We start from the raw sequence: 20,307 nt of genomic DNA, 5'->3' as shown, positions 1-20,307 counted from the left end.
TCCTCTATTTCTTAATTGGTAAGTAGATAGAAAATGCTGTGTGTCCCGGCCAACTGGTGAATTCTATTTTGCCAGAGTGTTGGTCTATTAAATTGCGAGCAATGGATAGACCAAGACCTGTTCCACCTTCATGAGCACTGACCATTGGGTAAAACAAGGTGTCCTGAATTTGTGGTGGGATACCCGGCCCGTTATCTTCCACGTCAATTCTGGCAGCCAGACGATAGCGCTTGCCATGCAAGGTAATTTGAAAAGCAGTACGAGTGCGGAGAGTAATGGTTCCCCCCTGTTTTTCTAGCGCTTGTAAGGCATTACGGGTGATATTTAGCAATACCTGTTCAATTTGATCAGGATAGTGGGCCAATTCTGGCAAACTGGGATCATAATCTTTTACCAGTGTGACGTTATCCGGCATTTCCAGCGAGACTAACTGGGAGACCCGTTCAGCAACATAATGAATGCTTTGTTTAATTCGTTCACCCGGATGTTGTGGGCCAAGCAATCTGTCTACCAGATGGCGCAATCGGTCGGCTTGTTCAATAATCACCTGGGTGTATTCCTGCAAAGCAGGATCAGGCAGTGCTTTTGACAGTAATTGTGCGGCTCCTCTCAACCCACCAAGGGGGTTTTTGATTTCATGTGCCAGCCCCCGAACCAATTCCCGTGCGGCTATCTGCTGAGCTTGTTGTACCTGCTCTTGGCTTAACCGGCGTTGACTATCCATAGGCGCCAGTTCCAGCAAGATGAACTGCTCGGAAATGGGTTGGGCACTGAGCGACATAATGTGAAAGCGGTTCTCAACCACTAATGTTACTTCGTTATCAGTAAAACTCTGACCACTGACCAGACTAGAGCGCATCAATTCTGTATCCAGTGAAAAATAGCTGAACAGCACTGGAAGAGGTGTACCGAATAATTTACGGGCACTCTGAGCGAATAATTGTAGTGCTGCGTGGTTGGCATAGCGGATGACGAGATCAGTATCCAGTACCAGTACACTGTTAATGAGCGAATTTAATATTTGCCCGCTATCGGGCAGATTTTCCGTTTTCATCCACACTCCTGCACTTTTTTGGTGCACTGTATCATGTTCGAGCGTAAAACCCAGTCAAAGCCTGAAATGTAGATGGTAGGAAAAGGGCCCATCCAAAGATGGGCTAAAGGTTTCACGGCAACAAAAAATGATCAGCGGAAACGGCGCTGCTAATTACACACTGTAATAGAGTTCAAATTCCAGTGGATGTGGTGTCAGACGGACACGCTCTATTTCACTGTTTTTTAAGTCAATATAAGCATCAATGGCGTCATCGGTGAAAACACCGCCACGGGTCAAGAATTCGCGATCGGCATCCAGTGCTGCCAGTGCTTCATCCAGAGAAGAGGCGACAGTGGGGATCTCTTTGGCTTCTTCCGGTGGTAGGTCATACAGGTTTTTATCCATCGCATCACCGGGATGGATTTTATTGATGATGCCGTCAAGGCCAGCCATCAATTGAGCGGCGAATGCCAGATAAGGGTTAGCCGCCGGATCAGGGAAACGTACTTCAATACGGCGAGCTTTGGTGCTGGCAACAACGGGAATACGGATAGATGCCGAACGGTTACGGGCAGAGTAGGCCAGCATCACCGGTGCTTCATAGCCCGGAACCAAACGTTTATAAGAGTTGGTTGTCGGGTTGGTAAACGCGTTCAGCGCACGAGCATGTTTGATAATACCGCCAATGTAGAATAGCGCCAGTTCAGATAGACCGCCGTATTTGTCACCGGCAAACAAGTTAGTACCGTTTTTAGACAGAGACATATGGCAGTGCATACCGGAACCATTATCACCAACCAGTGGTTTTGGCATAAAGGTTGCGGTTTTGCCAAAATTGTGCGCGACATTATGTACGACGTATTTGTAAATCTGGGTTTCGTCCGCTTTTTTGGTCATGGTGTTAAAGCGGGTAGCGATTTCATTTTGGCCTGCTGTTCCTACTTCATGATGGTGAGCCTCTACAACCAACCCCATCTCTTCCATCGTCAGGCACATCGCTGAACGTAAATCCTGCGAAGAATCAACAGGAGGCAGCGGAGCATAACCGCCTTTTACCGCAGGCCGATGGCCTTTGTTACCGCCTTCGTATTGCGTCCCGGAATTCCATGCAGCTTCGATATCATCGATGTAATAGTAAGAATGAGACATGGCATTGCCGAAGCGCACATCATCAAACAGGAAAAACTCAGGTTCTGGTCCACACAGGACAGTATCGGCAATTCCGCTTGAACGCAGGAAGTTTTCAGCACGTTTGGAGATGGAACGGGGATCACGATCATAACCTTGCATGGTGCCCGGTTCCAGAATGTCACAACGTAGGATCAATGTGGCATCGTCAAAGAAGGGATCAAGCATGGCTGTACTTGAGTCTGGCATCAGTACCATGTCAGATTCGTTAATCCCTTTCCAACCGCTGATTGAAGATCCGTCAAACATTTTGCCATCTTCAAAGAAGTCTGCATTAACCTGATGAGCAGGAATGGTCATATGTTGTTCTTTGCCTTTGGTATCAGTGAAACGCAAATCAATAAACTTCACCTGATGCTCTTCAATCATGGTTAAAACATGTTCAACGGACATACTTGGTTTCTCCTGGTTTGTGTCGGTCTTGATAAAATGGTCGTGGTTAAGACTAAAGAAAACACAGTCACATCGTTTTACTTTACACGTTTGCAAACTTATAGTTGTGAAAATCAATTCAATCACGAAAGCATTTGCGAAAAGCGTGCCAACTTTTTAACGCCTTGCCATATACTGTGTTGTGAGTATACCCGTGATGGGATAGCTTGATATTTGGGAATGTTGCACTAAATTGGTGCAATTATGTTACTGCGAAGCACAATATTAGTGCATTTGTGCCGAAAGTGCGTCTGTTTATGGGCGTGAAAGGGATCACAATTTCATTGTTATCAAGTTGTTAAGCATAGATTATTGTGATCCTGTTTAGTCCTTCGACCAATGTGTGTACAATAGCGCGCCATTTATAAAATGCCTGAGGCAAAGTTTGTGATCGAAAAATTGCGTAATATCGCCATCATCGCGCACGTTGACCACGGTAAAACTACCCTGGTTGACAAGCTGCTGCAACAATCCGGTACTTTCGGTGACCGTGCGACAGCGACAGAACGTGTGATGGACTCCAATGATTTGGAGAAAGAGCGGGGAATTACTATTCTTGCAAAAAATACCGCCATTAAATGGAATGACTACCGTATTAATATCGTAGACACTCCGGGACATGCCGATTTCGGCGGTGAAGTAGAACGTGTTATGTCCATGGTTGACAGTGTACTATTGCTGGTCGATGCTATGGACGGGCCAATGCCTCAGACCCGTTTTGTGACACAGAAAGCGTTCGCTCATGGTTTGAAACCGATTGTGGTCATTAACAAAGTTGACCGTCCTGGTGCACGCCCTGATTGGGTTGTGGATCAGGTGTTTGACCTGTTTGTCAATCTGGGTGCGACTGATGAGCAACTGGACTTCCCCATTATCTATGCATCGGCATTGATGGGAATTGCCGGTACCGATCATGATGATATGGCGGAAGATATGACGCCGTTGTATCAGGCGATTGTCGATCATGTAGAGCCACCGAAAGTTGACCTTAATGGTTCATTCCAGATGCAGATTTCTCAGCTGGACTATAACAATTATGTTGGTGTTATCGGGATTGGCCGTATTAAGCGCGGTACTGTTAAGCCAAACCAGAACGTCACAATTATTGATAGTGAAGGTAAAACCCGGAACGGCAAAATCGGTAAGGTACTGGGCCATCTGGGGTTGGAGCGTATTGAGAGTGAGCAAGCGGAAGCGGGCGACATCGTTGCGATTACCGGCTTGGGTGAGCTGAATATTTCCGATACGCTGTGTGATACTAATGCTGTTGAAGCGCTGCCACCGTTGGCTGTTGATGAGCCGACGGTAAGCATGTATTTCTGTGTTAACACCTCCCCTTTCTGTGGACGTGAAGGTAAATATGTCACCTCACGTCAAATCCTTGAGCGTCTAAAGAAAGAGCTGGTTCACAATGTCGCCCTGCGTGTCGAAGAAACCGAAGATCCGGATGCGTTCCGTGTTTCTGGCCGTGGTGAATTGCACTTATCTGTTCTGATTGAGAACATGCGCCGTGAAGGTTTTGAACTGGCGGTATCCCGTCCGAAAGTTATCTTCCGTGAGATCGATGGTCGTAAGCAAGAACCCTTCGAGCAAGTAACGCTGGATATTGAAGAGCAGCATCAGGGAGATGTGATGCAGGCTTTGGGTGAGCGTAAAGCAGATCTGCGCGATATGTTACCAGACGGTAAAGGTCGTGTGCGCCTTGATTATATTATTCCAAGCCGTGGTCTGATTGGCTTTCGTACTGAGTTCATGACGATGACCTCCGGTACCGGTCTGCTGTATGCAACATTCAGCCACTATGATGATATTCGTCCGGGTGAAATCGGTCGCCGTCAGAACGGTGTGATGATTTCCAATGGTCAGGGTAAAGCGGTTGCTTATGCACTTTACAGCTTACAGGATCGCGGTAAGTTGTTCCTTGGTCATGGTGCAGAAGTGTATGAAGGCCAGGTGATCGGTATTCATTCTCGTTCTAATGACCTGACAGTTAACTGTCTGACAGGTAAGAAACTGACTAACGTCCGTGCATCTGGTACTGACGAAGCGACAACCCTGTCTCCACATATTAAGAAAACCCTGGAGCAGGCTTTGGAGTTTATTGATGATGACGAGCTGGTGGAAGTGACCCCGGTATCTATTCGTCTGCGTAAACGCCATTTGACGGAAAACGAACGCCGTCGTGCGTATCGCAGTAAAGAAGCATAATCTTTCCTGCAATACCAATGCTTAGGGCGCCAATGGCGCCCTGAGTTTTCTGGGACTTGTCTGTTCAAATTGAACAAATCGAAGATTATTTACCGAGCAATTGATAGAACGTTGGGTTGTCATCACACTGCCCACCGCCACACTCCAAAATAGTGGAGATTAAATTTGCGGTAATTAATATGACAAATAATCCGATAATAATCTGACCGATGGCAGACGTCTTTTGCTTTTCTTCGGTTGTTTTTTCCAGGCTTTTCAATATCAGCATGACTGATATGCCGATAATCGCGATAACTGAGCAGATAAGGGCCCAAGTATAGAAATGTATACCAAAAAGCGCGGAACCATAACCGAGATCACCGGGTGTGATATGTAAAAATACTTGTCGGATCGCAACAATGCCAGTCACGACACAGCCGATAAGTGATAAGCCATAGTGCGCACTTTTGATACCAAAACGCAGATTAAACAGGAAACCAAACCCTATCATGATCATGCCTGCTCGCTGTAGCAGACATAACGGACAAGGGAGTTCGGAAAGGACCAATTGATAATAGAAAGCAAGGGTTAGAACAGCACTGATAGCAAATAACCCAATGAGGTTAAATATCATGCCGAAGCTGATCTGTTGTTTTGTTGCTAATACCTGATTCATCAGATTGTCTCCCGTTAAAAAGATAGATTTAACGAATCAGTTGCATGATGGATAAACCAAGCTACAGTCGTCACTGAAAGAAGACCCCATAGGGTATAACTCGTTTTATACTTTCCATATAGGGTGGTGATAACCGCAAATAATGCGAGTAAAAAAGGCAAAAACATATACATGGTTGATTCTCCAGTTTTCTAAAAACATTTAAGACCTTTCCCAGTAGTAGATTGCTTTCTTTAGGGTAGGGAATTTATCGAACTCAGTTTAGGATCGTTTACTTCGATACAAGCGATCAATTATTCAAAGATAGGTTGTCCATTAAAAGAAAAGCTTTGGTGCCATTAATGGGCGTTGCTCTCTTTGGTATCGCATTTAAAAACGTACAAACCTACATTTATTAAAGCAAAGTTTTAGTATTCGAGTGGTGTATGATTTAACACACTATACGTAGTGTGCTGCTAATAACAATTGTAGTCAATCTTGTTTATGTTTGCCACCATTCAGCAGGATTAGCGTGATTATCATTTGGCGAGAGTTTCAATGAGTTGTTTTTTTATTTAATAGTTAAGCAGGAAACGATTAAAAACGACAAATCGTATCTTTGCCTGGAAACTTCCCAATTTTCTACAATTAATCCTTTACCCAGATGAATTCCTTTTCATTGTTTTTCACGATAATGAGCCGTGAGCTTGGCATAACTTGCAATATGTAGACACTCATTGTTCTGGCTGTAACGCTTAAATTATCAATATCCATGTGATATCTCGCCTGATATTTTCAGGAGGAATAAGTGTTTCTTATCATGGGCAATAAAAACCCCTCAACTTTTTATCGTGAGGGGTTGTTGTGATATTTAATTTCTATCTTGGGTTTTTACTCATTTAATGCTTTGGCTTTTATATTATCGGAAGCTGATTGGGCGCGGACTTTTGCAAAGAAAGCAATTGTGACAACCGCCATTGCTGCCAGGCCGATAACAACAGAGATATTCCAGTTTAGCGCAAAACCTTCTGGTGCAAATGCCAGATAGGTAAAGCACACCGCGGTCATAAACATGGCTGGTAGGGTGGTAATCCAATGGAATTTATTACGGCGCAGCAGCCATGCGGAAGCAGCCCATAACATGACCATTGCTGTGGTTTGGTTCGCCCAACCGAAATAACGCCAGATGATATTGAAATCGGTTTTTGTAATCAGATAACCGACAATAAACATTGGCACACTTAATAACAGACGTTTGGTCATTTGTTGCTGAGGGATATTCAGGAATTCAGCAATAATAAGCCGGGCAGAACGGAATGCGGTATCGCCAGAAGTAATTGGCAAAATCACCACACCGAGGATTGCCAGAATACCGCCGACAGTACCTAACAGAGACGTGGACACTTCGTGAACAACCAGAGAGGCTGTACCTTGATCAATCACGGCCTGTAATGCGTTAGTATCTTCATAGAAGCTCAGGCCCAATGTACACCAGATTAGTGCGATAATACCTTCACCAATCATTGCACCGTAGAAAACGAAACGGCCATTTTTTTCATTCTGCATGCAACGTGCCATCAGTGGAGATTGAGTGGCGTGGAAACCAGAAATAGCGCCACAGGCAATCGTGACAAACAGCAATGGCCAGACCGGCAGATCTTTCGGATTAAAGTTAGTGGTAAAATCCAATCCTTGTGAATAGAAAGGCTTATCGCTCATCGCTAAACCGACCATCAGCGCAACAGACATAAACAGCAGCAATGCACCAAACAGTGGGTAAAGGCGACCGATGATTTTATCAATAGGCACCAGCGTTGCGAGAATATAGTAAGCAAAGATAACACCGACCCAGATAGCAATGTTATCCCAACCCATTGCCTCTTTCAGCAAGTTATTCAGTAAGCCGGCTGGACTCAAAACAAAGACGACTCCAACTAGCATCAGCAGAATAACCGCAAATATGTTCATGAAATGCTTCATCGCTTTGCCCAGTTCGTTACCAACGATAACGGGCACGGATGCACCGTGGGCACGCACACTGAGCATACCGGAGAAGTAATCGTGTACTGCACCGGCAAAGATACAGCCTAATACAATCCACAGCATGGCAAGCGGGCCATAGAGGGCACCAAGAATTGGGCCGAAAATAGGACCAACGCCGGCAATATTTAGTAACTGAATTAACCAAACTTTTGGGGTGGACATAGCAACGTAATCAACACCATCAGCCATAGAAAGAGCGGGGGTTTTTCTTTCTGGTCGAATAGTGAATATCTTTTCGACAATCTTGCCATATATGAAATATCCAGCCAGAAGAAGGCCGATACAGAGGAGGAACCACAACATAACTATAACACCTTACTCGACTTTTTTAATCTGGATGCTACTTTATCGTTTCGTAAGAAAAATACCGTGAAGTGATTCGCTTTTTACTTGTCCGTACTGTTTTCTCATTGAAAATACGATTAAAGTAAAAAGTTATTAATTAGCCAGGGGGTAATTATGTTATATATCTTCGATATGGGTAATGTGATTATTGAGATTGATTTTAAAAGAGTTTTAGCGGTATGGAGTAATTTGAGCGGGACACCTCTTGCGACTTTGACTAAAAGTTTCTCTATGGGAGAAACGTTTGAAAAACATGAGCGTGGTCAAATTACTGATCTGGAATTCGCTGATACTTTATGCCAGGAAATGAATATTTCACTCAGTTTTGAGCAGTTTGCTGCTGGATGGCATGCTATCTTTATTAATATTCGACCTGAAGTCATTCAGATAATGAAAAAATTGCGTGAGGCGGGACATCGGGTTGTCGTGTTATCCAACACGAACCGTTTGCACCTGGATTACTGGCCGCATAATTATCCTGAGATTGCGGCATCCGCTGATTACCTCTATTTATCGCAGGATTTGGCAATGCGTAAACCTGAACCTGATATTTTCAAATATGTGCTTGAAACAGAAGGTTTTTCACCGGATCAGGCGGTGTTTTTTGACGATGTGCTGGAAAATGTGGAAGCGGCCAGGGCGTTAGGGATCAATAGCATTCATGTTGTTGATAGGCAGACAGTGCCAGATTATTTCGAAGCAATCGGTTTTTCTGAACAAAATGAGGGATTGAACGGATAATAGAGGATAGTGTGCTGATGCTACTATTTGAGTAAAGGAAAAATATGATCGCGTTAATCCAGCGGGTAACACAGGCAAATGTTGTTGTTAAGAACGAAGTTGTTGGGGAAATTGGTCACGGCCTGCTGGTGTTGCTAGGTGTTGAGAAAGGAGATGATCAACAGAAGGCAAAACGGTTGTGTGAGAAGGTGATAGGGTATCGGATATTCAGTGATGAACAGGACAAAATGAACTTGAACGTCCAACAAATCGGAGGCAGTTTGCTAGTTGTCTCCCAGTTTACACTGGCTGCCGATACTCAAAAGGGCATGCGACCCAGTTTTTCCGGTGGTGCTGCCCCAGATAAGGCCGATGAACTATATCGCTATTTTGTTGAACTATGCCGCCAAAGTGGTGTAAAAACAGAAATCGGGCGGTTTGCGGCCGATATGAAAGTCAGCCTGACAAACGATGGGCCAGTCACTTTCTGGTTGCAGGTCTAGCAACCAAAAATAGCCAGTAGAACGCAACCATCCCCGATTAAACATCATGATCAAAAGAAAGGGGCAGTTTCTATGTATCATCTGCGAGTACCTGAAACAGAACAAGAACTGGAAGCATATTATCGATTTCGTTGGGAAATGTTGCGTAAGCCACTGCATCAACCTGTAGGCTCTGAGAAAGACGGTTACGACACGATGGCTCATCACCAGATGGTTGTGGATGAGAAAGGGAACCCGGTGGCGGTAGGGCGTTTATATATCAATGCGGATAGTGAAGGGGCAATCCGCTTTCTGGCAGTGCATCCCAACATGCAAGGTAGAGGGTTAGGAAAATTAATCGCAATGGCCTTGGAATCTGTTGCCCGCCAGGAGGGTGTTAAACGGGTAGTATGCAGTGCTCGTGAACATGCGGTGGAGTTTTTCAGTAAATTGGGGTTTGAAAACCGTGGGCTAATTGCTAGCCCACAAACGACACCCATTCGCCATTTTCTGATGATAAAGCCGGTTGCAACACTTGATGATATTCTTCACCGGCCAGATTGGTGCAACGAACTGCAACAGGCTTGGTACAAACATATTCCCCTCAGTGAAAAAATGGGGGTACGAATTTCTCAATATACCGGTCAGAGCTTTATTACCACCATGCCGGAAGCCGGGAATCAAAATCCTCACCAAACTATCTTTGCTGGCAGTCTGTTTTCTCTGGCAACCCTGACCGGTTGGGGATTGATTTGGCTGTTGTTGCAGGAACGTCAACTAGGTGGTGATATCATTCTGGCTGATGCCGATATCCGTTACAAAAAACCGGTTGTTGGCAGGCCAAAATCTGTTGCCGATCTTAAAAATATGAGCGGCGATTTGGCTCGTTTGGCACAAGGTAGTAAAGCGAGAGTGAAGTTGGATGTGATTGTTAGTGGTGATCAGGGAATCGGTGCGGTATTTACGGGTACCTATATGGTATTGCCAAATGCTTATACGGCTATCGCTTAGATTTCTCAGTGGCATTAAATATGCCACTGGGGGGGCACGAGATAGTGTTTGTAATAGATTTTCTCCTTTTTCTACACCGCCAGAAGGAATTTCCCAGAGATTTGGCGGGGATTCATCAGGAGCTCGTTGTAAGAACAGAATATGACTATTTTGGTCTCTGATGATGCCACCGACAACAATACGGTCATAATTTTGCAGTTTGTTTTCAATGGATTCAGGCAGTATACACGTCATTTTTTATACCTTGTTACAACTTCATTGGTAAAATTTAATTGCGTTTTTAATGTCACCGATATTAATGCGGTTTTTCGGCTGATACTGTTCGGAGATTTTATTAACGGATTGAAATAGCAAATAACTATTATACCCGTCATCTTTCAAGTTGTCTCTTTGTTGGCTGCACTCGCTCACCCCGGTCACATAGGTACCCGAATATTCGTTACTATAGCTTAACAACCGGACAAGTTTCACAGTTTGGTGTGGATATTTTCCCCTTATCAATGACTTGAGTTTCGCTACCTGATTGTTTATCCGTGGCAGTCAATGAACCATCGATAGAACTTTTAATATTATCAGCAGCAAGATCTCCCTGTATTAACAGCGTGAAATTGCCTTTACCCTGTAATTTCAACGGCACCCACCGCCATTGAGGCAAAATCGTTAAATCTGCATCTATTCCCCGGAAATCTAAAGTAAATGGCTTCTGTACCTGTTGATCTACTGTACCCTTCACTTTCAGTAATCCGTTATCAACAGAAGCATCTAATTGATCGAGGATCAGTGTATCTCCTTCTGTATGTAATTTAAGGTAAGGGCGACGTAATTCAACTTTGTTAAATGTTGCGCTAGTGGCACTTAGATTCGAAGAGCCATGCCAGATTCCCCATTTCCCTTCTTTCAGTAATTCCATGTCATAGATATAACCACTGAGGGCAGTAAGCTGGAATGGAAAATCGGGGTTAATATCAATCAGTAAGCTGTTGTTAATTGTCAGCTCGTTAATGGAAAATCGCGATATCCATTTAGGCAATGATTTTTTCAGCAACTGATGCCAGTTTTGTGGCAAGGTATAAGTTAAACCGGCAACCGTAGCATTGGTGATGTTGAATTGTTTTGTTTGGTGATTCCATTGCCCTTTGACGTGGAATAACCCCTTTTCCCAACGGGAAGTGAGATTGGAAATAGTGAGTTCATTGTCTGCAAGAAGAAGGTGACCAATAACATCGGTGAAATGAAGATCATTCAGTGTAATATCCATAACGTTGAAATCAATGATGCCCTCTTTTGCCTGCCAGTTTCCGTTAGTTAACCCGACATTTTTTACTGAGACATCCAGATAGTTAGCGGACCAGTTTTTACCTTCCAGCTTGGCATTAGTGAGACTCAAATCTTTGATGCTAACTGCGGGTAATTTGTTTGTTTTTAGCAATAACTCGTCAAGTGTCATTGGCGTTTGCCAACGAATATTGCTGATAAGTAAATTATCCCACTGCCAGCTACCATCAGGCAGACGTTGCCCATTACCTGATACCGAACCCTGTGCCAATGTTGCACCAAATGAACGGAGAGTGAGGGTATTTTGCTGGTTATTTCCTCGTATAATGACTTTTTCGAGAGAAATATCATTGAAATTCAGTTTATCAGCGCTGAATTGAAATTCCCCATTCCCTGCCAACGTATTTGATTGTGGGTTCCAGGGAGTGATACCGCCAGTGATGTTTTGCCCTTGAATTTGCCAGCTTGCATTTTCTGACTGAATAGCCATCTGATTAAGTTGCAGAATGTTGGCGCTAAAAGGTAAGGATTGCTGCTGGCCTTTGATTGTTAATTGGCCCTGTTGCAATAACAGACGATGAAAATGGCGCGGGGAAGTAAGTTGCTGCCAGTTGAAATCGAATGCGACAACTTGAGCCGCTAAAATGAAAGTCTGTTGCTGATTGCTAATGACAATATTGGAAAATGTCAGGGTGCCCGGTTGTGACCAGTTATGTTCGATATTACCTATTTGAACCTGATAACGGCTGTGATGACTCAGCCATTGACTAAGCTGATGTGTTCCCCAGTTTGTCTGCATCACGACATAAACCGTGATTACTGCCAGTATTACCAGTAATAACAGGGTAACCAGCGATTTTCCTAACCATTTCATCATCAGACTCCAATCGGCTTATAGCTTCCTTTGTATAATTTAACAATAAAAATATCAACAAGTCACTATATTAGTTGTTATTTCTAATAATTTCAGGGTATGAAATGAAAAAGTAATGAATTATTCGTTATCGTTTTATTCTATTAAAATAAACTTCGGAGATTAATCTTTAATTAATTGTATTTTTGTTTTTCGTGCTAAGTTTTATTAATTATTTGGAATATTTTTATGAATTTGTTAATAATTATATTGTGTGATTAATATAATTATTAAATCTATATTTTATTGCATGACAATATAGCCAATGACATCCGAATGAATTAATGTATTAATGGATGGCTATAAATGGAATAATGATATTTTTTCGTCATTCCTTTCTATTCCTTTCTCAATTTGATTGATGCTTGAAATATACCTTATGGATTTCAAGATGCATCGCGACGGCAAGGGCGCGAATCCCCGGGAGCATAGGTAACTATGTGACCGGGGTGAGCGAGTGCAGCCAACAAAGAGGCAACTTGAAAGATAACGGGTATAACACTGCATAGTTTATTTTCACCCATCTTCTGGTAAATAAATAATGTAAGGAATCTACTATGTCAGAAAATATGAAACAAAAATCGTCGGATGAAGGTAATATCCGCACAACCCGCCCACTTAATGGAAAGGAATTTCTGGATGGGCTAAATGATGGCCGGGAAGTCTGGGCTTATGGTGAACGCATTCACGATGTTGTCAACCATCCTGCTTTTCAAAATCCGGCCCGAGCTGTTGCGAAACTCTACGACGCTTTGCACGATCCTGCTTATCGTGACGTACTGACCACGGCGACAGATACGGGGAGTTGTGGTGTGACACATCCTTTTTTCCGTATACCGCGCTCACAGCAGGATTTAATTGCTGATCGTGATGCTATTGCCGCGTGGGCTCGCATGAGTTATGGCTGGTTGGGTAGAAGCCCTGATTATAAGGCTTCGTTTCTTACCTCGCTCGGCGTAAAACCGGAAATTTATGGTGATTTTGCTGATAATGCAAAAAACTGGTATATCCGTTCGCAAGAAAGCGTGTTTTACTGGAATCATTCGATTATTAATCCGCCAATAGATCGTCATTTATCACCTGATGAAATTGGGGATATTTGTATTCATGTTGAAAAAGAGTGTGATGATGGATTAATTGTCAGCGGCGCTAAAGTTGTTGCCACAGGATCGGCGATTAGTCACTACAACTTTATTGGTCATTACGGTTTACCAATAAAGAAACGGGAATTTGCGTTGGTCTTTACCTTGCCGATGAATACCCCGGGAGTGAAATTAATTTGTCGTCCCTCTTACGCCATGGCGGCTGATAAAATGGGCAGCCCTTTTGATTATCCGCTCTCGTCCCGATTTGATGAGAACGATACGATAATGATTCTGGATAAAGTGAAGGTTCCTTGGGAAAACATATTTATCTATGGAGATGTAGATAAAGTTTCGTTATTTTTTGCTGAATCGGGTTATTTTCATCGGGCTATGTTGCATGGTGTGACTCGACTGGCGGTTAAACTTGATTTTCTTTCTGGGTTACTTATTAAGGGTGTTGAAGCTACGGGTACGAAGGATTTTCGTGGCGTGCAAGCACGGGTTGGTGAAGTATTGTCATGGCGTAATATGTTTTGGGCGCTCAGTGATGCGATGATTAAATCCCCGGAGCCTTGGAGTGGAGATGCCCTATTGCCTCGATACGAGTATGGGATAGCTTATCGTTGGTTTATGACGCTGGGTTACCCGCGGGTAAAAGAAATTATTGAACAGGATCTAGGTAGTTCCTTGATTTATATTAATTCTCATGCCCGCGATTTTTCCAACCCGGAACTGTCTCCTTATCTTGATAAATACATGCGTGGCTCCAATGGTTACAGTGCAGTTGAGCGAGTCAAGCTCATGAAACTGATTTGGGACTCTATCGGTACGGAATTCGCTGGCAGGCATGAATTATACGAGCGCAATTATTCCGGCAACCACGAAGCTATCAGAATCGATGTGTTATTGGCTTCCCAAGCCACGGGCTTAGTGGATCAATTGAAAGGGTTTGCTGAGCAGTGTATGAGTGAATACGATCTCGATGGTTGGGTTGGTAACGATTTTATTTGGCCTTCCAACCGCTAGGAGATAAATCATCATCACGCACGATGATGAAATATACGTGCGTGATGAGTTGATTATGTGTAACCCGATATCAGATTTGTAGAAAGATGACTTCTCCTGAGGAAACACCAGATTAAGAGGTTCGGATGAGGTGAGCATGGTGTGAAATTCCAGACTGACAAAGAACGCATTTAATGATCGACTGCGTAAAGCAATCGTTTGCGTAAAAACTCTGTTCGTTGCCATGATTCGCCCTGGTCACATTTTTATATGTTTTAACTTGTGTTTGTTGCAGATTTTTTTTCTAATCCAGCGTTGCCTGCTTTTGGCGTTTTCTAAAGGATGAGTATAACGTCGTAATAACTTACATAATTTTAACAATATAGTTGGGGTACATAGATGTATCATCTTGATGTTTATGGCACGCTTGTGGCGTCCGCATTAGTACTATTACTTGGGCGCAAACTTGTACAATCAGTCCCATTTCTTGAAAAATACACCATTCCTGAGCCGGTCGCCGGTGGTCTGTTAGTTGCTCTGATTCTTTTAGCTGTTAAACAAACAACAGGCTGGGAAATCAACTTTGATTTATCTCTTAAAGACCCTTTGATGTTAACTTTCTTCGCCACTATCGGCTTGAATGCTAATCTTGCTAGCCTGAAAGCGGGTGGTAAGGTTCTGTTCACGTTTGTCTTCGTCGTTGTTGGCTTGTTGCTGGTTCAGAACACGGTGGGTATCGCCCTGGCTGAACTGTTAGGTCTGGACCCATTAATGGGCTTACTGGCGGGTTCTGTTACGCTGTCTGGTGGTCACGGTACGGGTGCTGCTTGGGGTAAACTGTTTAGTGAGCGTTATGGTTTTGAAAATGCAACAGAAGTGGCAATGGCTTGTGCGACTTTCGGTTTAGTACTGGGTGGTTTGATTGGTGGACCGGTTGCCCGTTTTCTGGTGAGAAACACAAAAACCCCGGGGCTAAGGGCCGATGATACCGAAGTGCCAACGGCATTTGAAAAACCTTATACCGGGCGGATGATCACAGCACTGGTGATGCTGGAAACGATCGCCTTGATCGCTATCTGTCTGATGGCAGGTAATTTTGTATCTGAACTTCTGCAAGGTACATGGTTTGAATTACCGACGTTCGTCTGTGTGTTATTTATCGGGGTTATCCTCAGTAACAGTCTGTCGGTGTTAGGTTTCTACCGGGTCTTTGACCGAGCGGTTTCTGTATTGGGTAACGTGAGTCTTTCCCTGTTTCTGGCAATGGCATTAATGAGCCTGAAATTGTGGCAGATGGCATCGCTGGCATTACCCATGCTGGTCATTCTCACCATCCAAGCCATCGTCATGGCGTTGTATGCGATTTTTGTCACTTATCGGGTGATGGGTAAAAACTATGATGCTGCGGTGCTGGCGGCGGGTCACTGTGGTTTCGGTTTAGGGGCGACACCTACCGCCATTGCGAACATGCAGGCGATTACCGATCGCTTCGGGCCATCCCATGTGGCGTTTCTGGTGGTGCCGATGGTCGGGGCATTCTTTATCGATATCGTTAATGCGATTGTGATTAAACTCTATTTGCTGTTACCCGTTTTCCCGGCGGTGTAGGGATAAATTAGCAAGATCCTGCGCCAGCTATGCAGTTGGCGCAGTATTGTTGTTGTGTTCTGCTGTAATGCATAATTCAAATTTTCCACTACTGTTCAATTTTGTTACTAATGTAATTGGGGATATAACTATTAATGGTAGTAGGGGAAATATTTTTGCAGAATATTTAACTTTATTTCTGTTGTTTTTCTGAATTTATCGCCAATTTTCGGAATATTTTGTCTAAATGTTCTGCCAAAGAATTTCCCTGTACACTGACGAGCATTAAGGATTGTGTTGCTCCTGTTTCCAGAAGAGGAATCGCTACCAAGCCGTGAGCAATTTTCGCTACACTGGCAGGTAGGATTGCTACACCAAGGTTAGCGGAAACAAAGCAAATCATATTGGCAATATTGGGCACTTCAAGAAAATGAGATAGTGAAAAGCCCGTTTTTTCTGATAATGACTCTATTTGGCGCCGTAAAAAAGTCCTGTGACTGGCTGGTTGTAAAAGCAATCGTTCTCCTTGTAGTTCATGAAGTTTAATTCCTTTTGCAGAGGCTAGAAAGTGCCCCTCAGGTAGTAGCACATAAAGTGGTTCCATTCCTAAATAAAGAATCCTTAACCCTTTAACCGATTCATTACTTAAATCAGCTCTAAGTATTGCTGCATCGAGATTCCTTGAGCGTAAAGCGGTCAAATGCGTAAATGCATTACCTTCGCAGAGCTGTAATTCAAGCTTGGGACGTTCCTTCAGCAAAACAGATAAAGCAGAGGTTAAAGCAGATGAAAAGATTGAACTGGCAGAATATCCGATGCGCAAGATACCGATTTCTCCGGTTTCTGCCTGTCTGACTCTATTGATGCTATGTTGGGCTGTCGCCAAAACTCTTAAGGCCTCATCTAAAAAGACTTCGCCCGCTTTGGTTAGTTGGACGCCATGAGTATTTCGGTGAAACAACTTCACATTCAAAGAAGATTCAAGAGATTTAATACTTTGGCTTAAAGGGGGTTGTGTAATGTGTAAGCGTTCCGCTGCGCGCCGGAAATTCAAAGTTTCTGCTACGGCAATAAAATAGCGTAATTGTTTAAGCTCCAACACTTAATTCCTCTGATTTGGTGTGAAAGTAAATTTACCTTGTATTTGATTTCATGTTCACTCTTATGTTTTGGCTATCACCGTGAGTGAATATTAGACTTTCCCGTTTCTAATGATCTTATATAGATTATTCTCATCATTAATTTCATTCTCTTCAATAAGTTATGAGATTGTTTCTGTTCATTTGTTCGACGGCTGCTTTTTTTAATCTATACCAGCTTCAAGCTCTATATCCGTGGCTGACTGCAAGATTTGGTGTCATGCCAACGACAGCAGGATGGTTAAATATGGCTAGTTTGTTGGGAATGATGATGACAGCACCTTTTGTGAGCCAATGGGTATGGAAATTTGGTACAGCATATGCCCTCAAAGCTGGATTGTGTGGTCTTATTTTACTAAATTTATGTATTGGTTTTAGTGACTCAATACAACAACTTTTTATAATCCGCATTATGCAAGGTTTCATTGTACCCGCTGTATTAACAGCTAGTATGGTTCTCATCAGTCAAACTGAAAGTGAGCATAAACGTACTCATGTTGTGAGTTGTTATGTCGCAGGGACAGTGTTAGGCAGTACTCTGAGTCGATTTTATCCTGCTATTGCTACAGATGTGGTGGGATGGACACTGGGGTTTTTTACCTGTGCTTTCTGGCTTACATTGGCGCTTATACTGGTTATTCATAGATTGGGGCACGTCTCTGTTACCTCTGAAGACAATACTAATCCGCCAGAGTATGTTCTGCGCTCTATTTTTCCGCTTGTAATAAAAGAAAAATGGTTACTGATCGCCTTGTTATCTGGATTTGGTCTGCTATTTACTCAAAGCGCTATTTTTACGGCTTTAGGATTACGTCTTGCTGCCACTCCTTTTAATCAGCAACCTACACATATCGGATTGATTTATTTGGCCTGTTTACCAGCCCTGATAGTGATATTACTGAGTCCGTATCTGCACAGAAAATACAGCCAAAGTGTACTGGTAATAGGAGCAGGTATATTGCTGTGGGCATCTATTGTCATGATGGGGTATTCAATCGTTGTTGTCCTGTCAGGAGTCATTATTTTTGCAATATGTACCTATTTTATACAAACATTGACGACCAGACTTGTCAGTCAGGTCCATTATATTCCTGTCACTTTTGCCAGTGGACTTTATCTGAGTTGTTACTACGGTGGTGGCGCTTTAGGAGCGATTTTTTCAGGTTATGCTTTTTATCAATCAGGCTGGTATGGAGTGATGAAGTTCTTAGCTATCGTTCACCTGATTATCATTTTGGTACTTTTTTTGTTTATCCATCTGCGAAAGGAAATCCATCCTAATGTGCACCCTTAATCTTGACCATTCCTATCCTCCCTCGATAGGCTATCTTATCAAAGACATTGATATCCTGGAAGTTCACGATTTTTCAGCAATTGATTGGGAAAATATACTTAGCCAAATGAATCATTTGGGCAGGAACCAGTGGCTATCCAGAGCAGAACTAAATGAAAACCTACTCACTGAATCGTTTAGAATAAATCTGTTTAATAAAATTCCAATGCTTTGGGAGATCGAAAAAACATTAAGAAATGCGGCCTTACAGGGGTATCATATTATTCACATCAGACAGTTAGGATTAGCAGGAAAGTCGGCGGATGAGCAGGCTATCTGCTTTTACGTTATTGCTTTAATGATAGGTTTTCCTTTAGCGGCAAATAAAGTTACGGGACAAGTTGTTTGGGATATCAGAAAGCAGATGAATAATGATGCTCTGTATCAAACTTTTTCAGAAGGGTCGGATGAAGCAACCTATCATACCGATACCGCCTTTTATAATGAACCGGTTAAATATTTTGGTTTATATTGCCGAAAATCCGCTTCTTGCGGCGGTGGGGTTAATCGTTTTTGCAATGCGCTGGCGCTGCGAGATAAGCTCTCTAGAGAGCCTAATACATCATGGATGATTAAGTTGATGACAGAGCGCACCGCTATATTTCAAGTCCCTACCTCGTTCACGAAAAGTGGTGGTATCGAAACCATTGAAGCTAAGGTTTTTGGTTACAAAACTCCCGTCCGCTTAAGACTGGATTCTATTGAAAGTGGATTTGAGATAAAAAATGACCTTTCTGGTATTGCTTTGACCACTGCTATTCGCGAGTTTCTAAGGCATGTTGATAAGCCTGATAATCATATAGAAATGCAGCTTGAGGAAGACAGCGCGATCTTTGTGAATAATCATGAATTATTACACTATCGCAGTAGCTTTATTGATTATCAACGGCATTTAATGAGAATTTGGATAAAAGTGTAAGTTGTTAACGAATATCTGGGTTTGCCGGATTGACACAGAGACTTATTTAATCTGTGATTACATCTTTCAAGTGGGAGATTTTATCATGTTAACTCTAGAGTGGAGCAACTTTAGAGTTCCTCACATTCAAGATTGTGAAATAGAATGAACAACGATGAAGCTTTTTAACGCTCTGGGGTTTAGTTGGGACCGATCTGCGGTTCCTCTTATTGTTCCGATCTATTCTATTGAGCGGGTATGCTTCCGTTTTCACCGGATGCTACCAGAATTTGTTTGGGATGCTAGCGTTCTTGAAGGTAATCCTTTTACTTTCCCCGAAGTGAAAACATTATTGGATGGTGTAACCGTCGGTGGTAGGAAGGTTTCTGATCAGGAGCAAGTACTGAATCTTGCAGAAAGTTCCAAGCGCTTGTTATCTCTGGTGAAAAAAGGTCAATTTGAGTTGACCAAGGCTATGTTTACTGAACTTCATAGCATAGTTGCTCGCAATGAAGCCTTGGAATGGGGAATATTCCGTGGAGAAGGGCGGGAGACCAACTACACCCCAGATGTTAGTTTGGGTGAGTGTGGGCGGCATATTCCGTTACCTACCGCATCAGGCGCTCCAGAATTGAACCGCATTTTTCAAGCCGGTATGGCGGTATTGGATGAATGTCAGCCTTTTGAAAAGGGAATTGCATTCTTCCTTTTTGGTGCGTTACAGCAATTCTTTTTTGACGGTAATAAACGTACTTCCCGTTTCATGATGAATGGTATTTTGATGTCAAACGGTATAGACGCCATCAGCGTGCCTGCGGCGAAAATACATGAGTTCAACGAAAAGATGGTACGCTTCTACCTGAGCAAAGATGCCACTGAAATGATGGCATTCCTTGTGGACTGTCACCCGGATGCAGAGCAAATTCGAGCGGCGAATAGATGAAATAATATTGACAACCGGACAGGAGTAGTC

General features: G+C 43.1%; 18 protein-coding genes and 1 pseudogene. 10 read left to right on the top strand and 9 right to left on the bottom strand.

What is annotated here, in order from left to right:
* Nucleotides 1-4: 4 nt before the first annotated feature.
* Together glnL and glnA are read right to left on the bottom strand one after the other, a co-directional pair.
* Nucleotides 5-1,054, bottom strand: a complete 1,050-nt coding sequence (gene glnL, locus ACGF49_RS11235; RefSeq protein WP_113041197.1) for a nitrogen regulation protein NR(II) — start codon at nt 1,052-1,054, stop codon at nt 5-7.
* A gap of 153 nt (nt 1,055-1,207) precedes the next feature.
* Nucleotides 1,208-2,617, bottom strand: a complete 1,410-nt coding sequence (gene glnA, locus ACGF49_RS11230; protein WP_113041196.1) for a glutamate--ammonia ligase — start codon at nt 2,615-2,617, stop codon at nt 1,208-1,210.
* Nucleotides 2,618-3,025: 408 nt separating this feature from the next.
* Here glnA and typA point away from each other — a divergent pair, with 408 nt between their 5' ends.
* A complete protein-coding gene (gene typA, locus ACGF49_RS11225; RefSeq protein ID WP_113041195.1) occupies nt 3,026-4,864 on the top strand; it encodes a ribosome-dependent GTPase TypA in 1,839 nt (612 codons plus the stop codon).
* A gap of 85 nt (nt 4,865-4,949) precedes the next feature.
* Here typA and ACGF49_RS11220 read toward each other — a convergent pair whose 3' ends face one another.
* From ACGF49_RS11220 to ACGF49_RS11210, 3 genes are all read right to left on the bottom strand, one after another.
* The gene (locus tag ACGF49_RS11220; protein ID WP_113041194.1) at nt 4,950-5,519 is read right to left on the bottom strand and encodes a disulfide bond formation protein B; all 570 of its coding nucleotides are present in this window, start codon (nt 5,517-5,519) and stop codon (nt 4,950-4,952) included.
* A gap of 14 nt (nt 5,520-5,533) precedes the next feature.
* Nucleotides 5,534-5,686, bottom strand: a complete 153-nt coding sequence (locus ACGF49_RS11215) for a DUF5993 family protein (RefSeq protein ID WP_041380504.1) — start codon at nt 5,684-5,686, stop codon at nt 5,534-5,536.
* Nucleotides 5,687-6,389: 703 nt separating this feature from the next.
* Entirely contained in the window at nt 6,390-7,844 is a 1,455-nt protein-coding gene (locus ACGF49_RS11210; protein ID WP_113041193.1) for a carbon starvation protein A, read from the bottom strand.
* A 156-nt stretch (nt 7,845-8,000) separates the two neighbouring features.
* Between ACGF49_RS11210 and yihX the strand changes: the two genes are divergently transcribed.
* From yihX to fabY, 3 genes are all read left to right on the top strand, one after another.
* Nucleotides 8,001-8,627 (top strand): glucose-1-phosphatase, encoded by a 627-nt coding sequence (gene yihX / locus ACGF49_RS11205; RefSeq protein ID WP_113041192.1) that lies wholly within the window; start codon nt 8,001-8,003, stop codon nt 8,625-8,627.
* Between the two features lie 44 nt (nt 8,628-8,671).
* Nucleotides 8,672-9,109: a D-aminoacyl-tRNA deacylase gene (dtd, locus tag ACGF49_RS11200; protein ID WP_112878920.1), complete on the top strand. Its 438-nt coding sequence runs from the start codon at nt 8,672-8,674 to the stop codon at nt 9,107-9,109.
* Nucleotides 9,110-9,181: 72 nt separating this feature from the next.
* Nucleotides 9,182-10,099, top strand: coding sequence for a fatty acid biosynthesis protein FabY (fabY, locus tag ACGF49_RS11195; protein ID WP_112878919.1), 918 nt, complete (start codon nt 9,182-9,184; stop codon nt 10,097-10,099).
* Nucleotides 10,100-10,147: 48 nt separating this feature from the next.
* On the opposite strand, the pseudogene ACGF49_RS11190 reads toward fabY, so the two are convergent.
* From ACGF49_RS11190 to ACGF49_RS11180, 3 genes and pseudogenes are all read right to left on the bottom strand, one after another.
* Nucleotides 10,148-10,333, bottom strand: a pseudogene (locus tag ACGF49_RS11190) (NUDIX hydrolase); the annotation flags it as partial.
* Between the two features lie 21 nt (nt 10,334-10,354).
* Nucleotides 10,355-10,519, bottom strand: a complete 165-nt coding sequence (locus tag ACGF49_RS11185; protein WP_158536490.1) for a hypothetical protein — start codon at nt 10,517-10,519, stop codon at nt 10,355-10,357.
* Nucleotides 10,520-10,541: 22 nt separating this feature from the next.
* The gene (locus ACGF49_RS11180; RefSeq protein WP_271859125.1) at nt 10,542-12,251 is read right to left on the bottom strand and encodes an AsmA family protein; all 1,710 of its coding nucleotides are present in this window, start codon (nt 12,249-12,251) and stop codon (nt 10,542-10,544) included.
* A gap of 401 nt (nt 12,252-12,652) precedes the next feature.
* Between ACGF49_RS11180 and ACGF49_RS11175 the strand changes: the two genes are divergently transcribed.
* The 3 genes from ACGF49_RS11175 to gltS all read left to right on the top strand — a co-directional run bounded on the left by ACGF49_RS11175 (nt 12,653) and on the right by gltS (nt 15,985).
* Nucleotides 12,653-12,796 (top strand): hypothetical protein, encoded by a 144-nt coding sequence (locus ACGF49_RS11175; protein WP_158536489.1) that lies wholly within the window; start codon nt 12,653-12,655, stop codon nt 12,794-12,796.
* A 48-nt stretch (nt 12,797-12,844) separates the two neighbouring features.
* On the top strand, nt 12,845-14,398 hold the full coding sequence (locus ACGF49_RS11170) for a 4-hydroxyphenylacetate 3-hydroxylase family protein (protein WP_113041189.1): 1,554 nt from the start codon (nt 12,845-12,847) through the stop codon (nt 14,396-14,398).
* Between the two features lie 378 nt (nt 14,399-14,776).
* The gene (gene gltS / locus ACGF49_RS11165) at nt 14,777-15,985 is read left to right on the top strand and encodes a sodium/glutamate symporter (RefSeq protein WP_112895311.1); all 1,209 of its coding nucleotides are present in this window, start codon (nt 14,777-14,779) and stop codon (nt 15,983-15,985) included.
* Between the two features lie 172 nt (nt 15,986-16,157).
* On the opposite strand, the gene ACGF49_RS11160 is transcribed toward gltS, so the two are convergent.
* Nucleotides 16,158-17,063 carry a LysR substrate-binding domain-containing protein gene (locus ACGF49_RS11160; RefSeq protein ID WP_158536488.1) on the bottom strand — a complete coding sequence of 302 codons (906 nt, stop codon included), beginning with the start codon at nt 17,061-17,063 and terminating at the stop codon, nt 16,158-16,160.
* Nucleotides 17,064-17,233: 170 nt separating this feature from the next.
* On the opposite strand from ACGF49_RS11160, the gene ACGF49_RS11155 reads away from it, so the two are divergent.
* The 3 genes from ACGF49_RS11155 to ACGF49_RS11145 all read left to right on the top strand — a co-directional run bounded on the left by ACGF49_RS11155 (nt 17,234) and on the right by ACGF49_RS11145 (nt 20,277).
* Nucleotides 17,234-18,397, top strand: a complete 1,164-nt coding sequence (locus ACGF49_RS11155) for an MFS transporter (protein ID WP_158536487.1) — start codon at nt 17,234-17,236, stop codon at nt 18,395-18,397.
* Complete coding sequence (locus ACGF49_RS11150) at nt 18,384-19,355, top strand: TauD/TfdA family dioxygenase (RefSeq protein WP_113041186.1); 972 nt, start codon at nt 18,384-18,386, stop codon at nt 19,353-19,355. The genes ACGF49_RS11155 and ACGF49_RS11150 overlap by 14 nt, the downstream gene beginning before the upstream one ends.
* A 154-nt stretch (nt 19,356-19,509) precedes the next feature.
* The gene (locus tag ACGF49_RS11145; protein WP_387490979.1) at nt 19,510-20,277 is read left to right on the top strand and encodes a Fic family protein; all 768 of its coding nucleotides are present in this window, start codon (nt 19,510-19,512) and stop codon (nt 20,275-20,277) included.
* Nucleotides 20,278-20,307 lie beyond the last annotated feature (30 nt).

Source organism: Photorhabdus sp. RM96S (assembly GCF_042879335.1).
Lineage (GTDB): Bacteria > Pseudomonadota > Gammaproteobacteria > Enterobacterales > Enterobacteriaceae > Photorhabdus > Photorhabdus kayaii.
The sequence above is the reverse complement of the archived record's forward strand: the minus strand, read 5'-3'. Positions and strand labels throughout refer to the sequence as shown.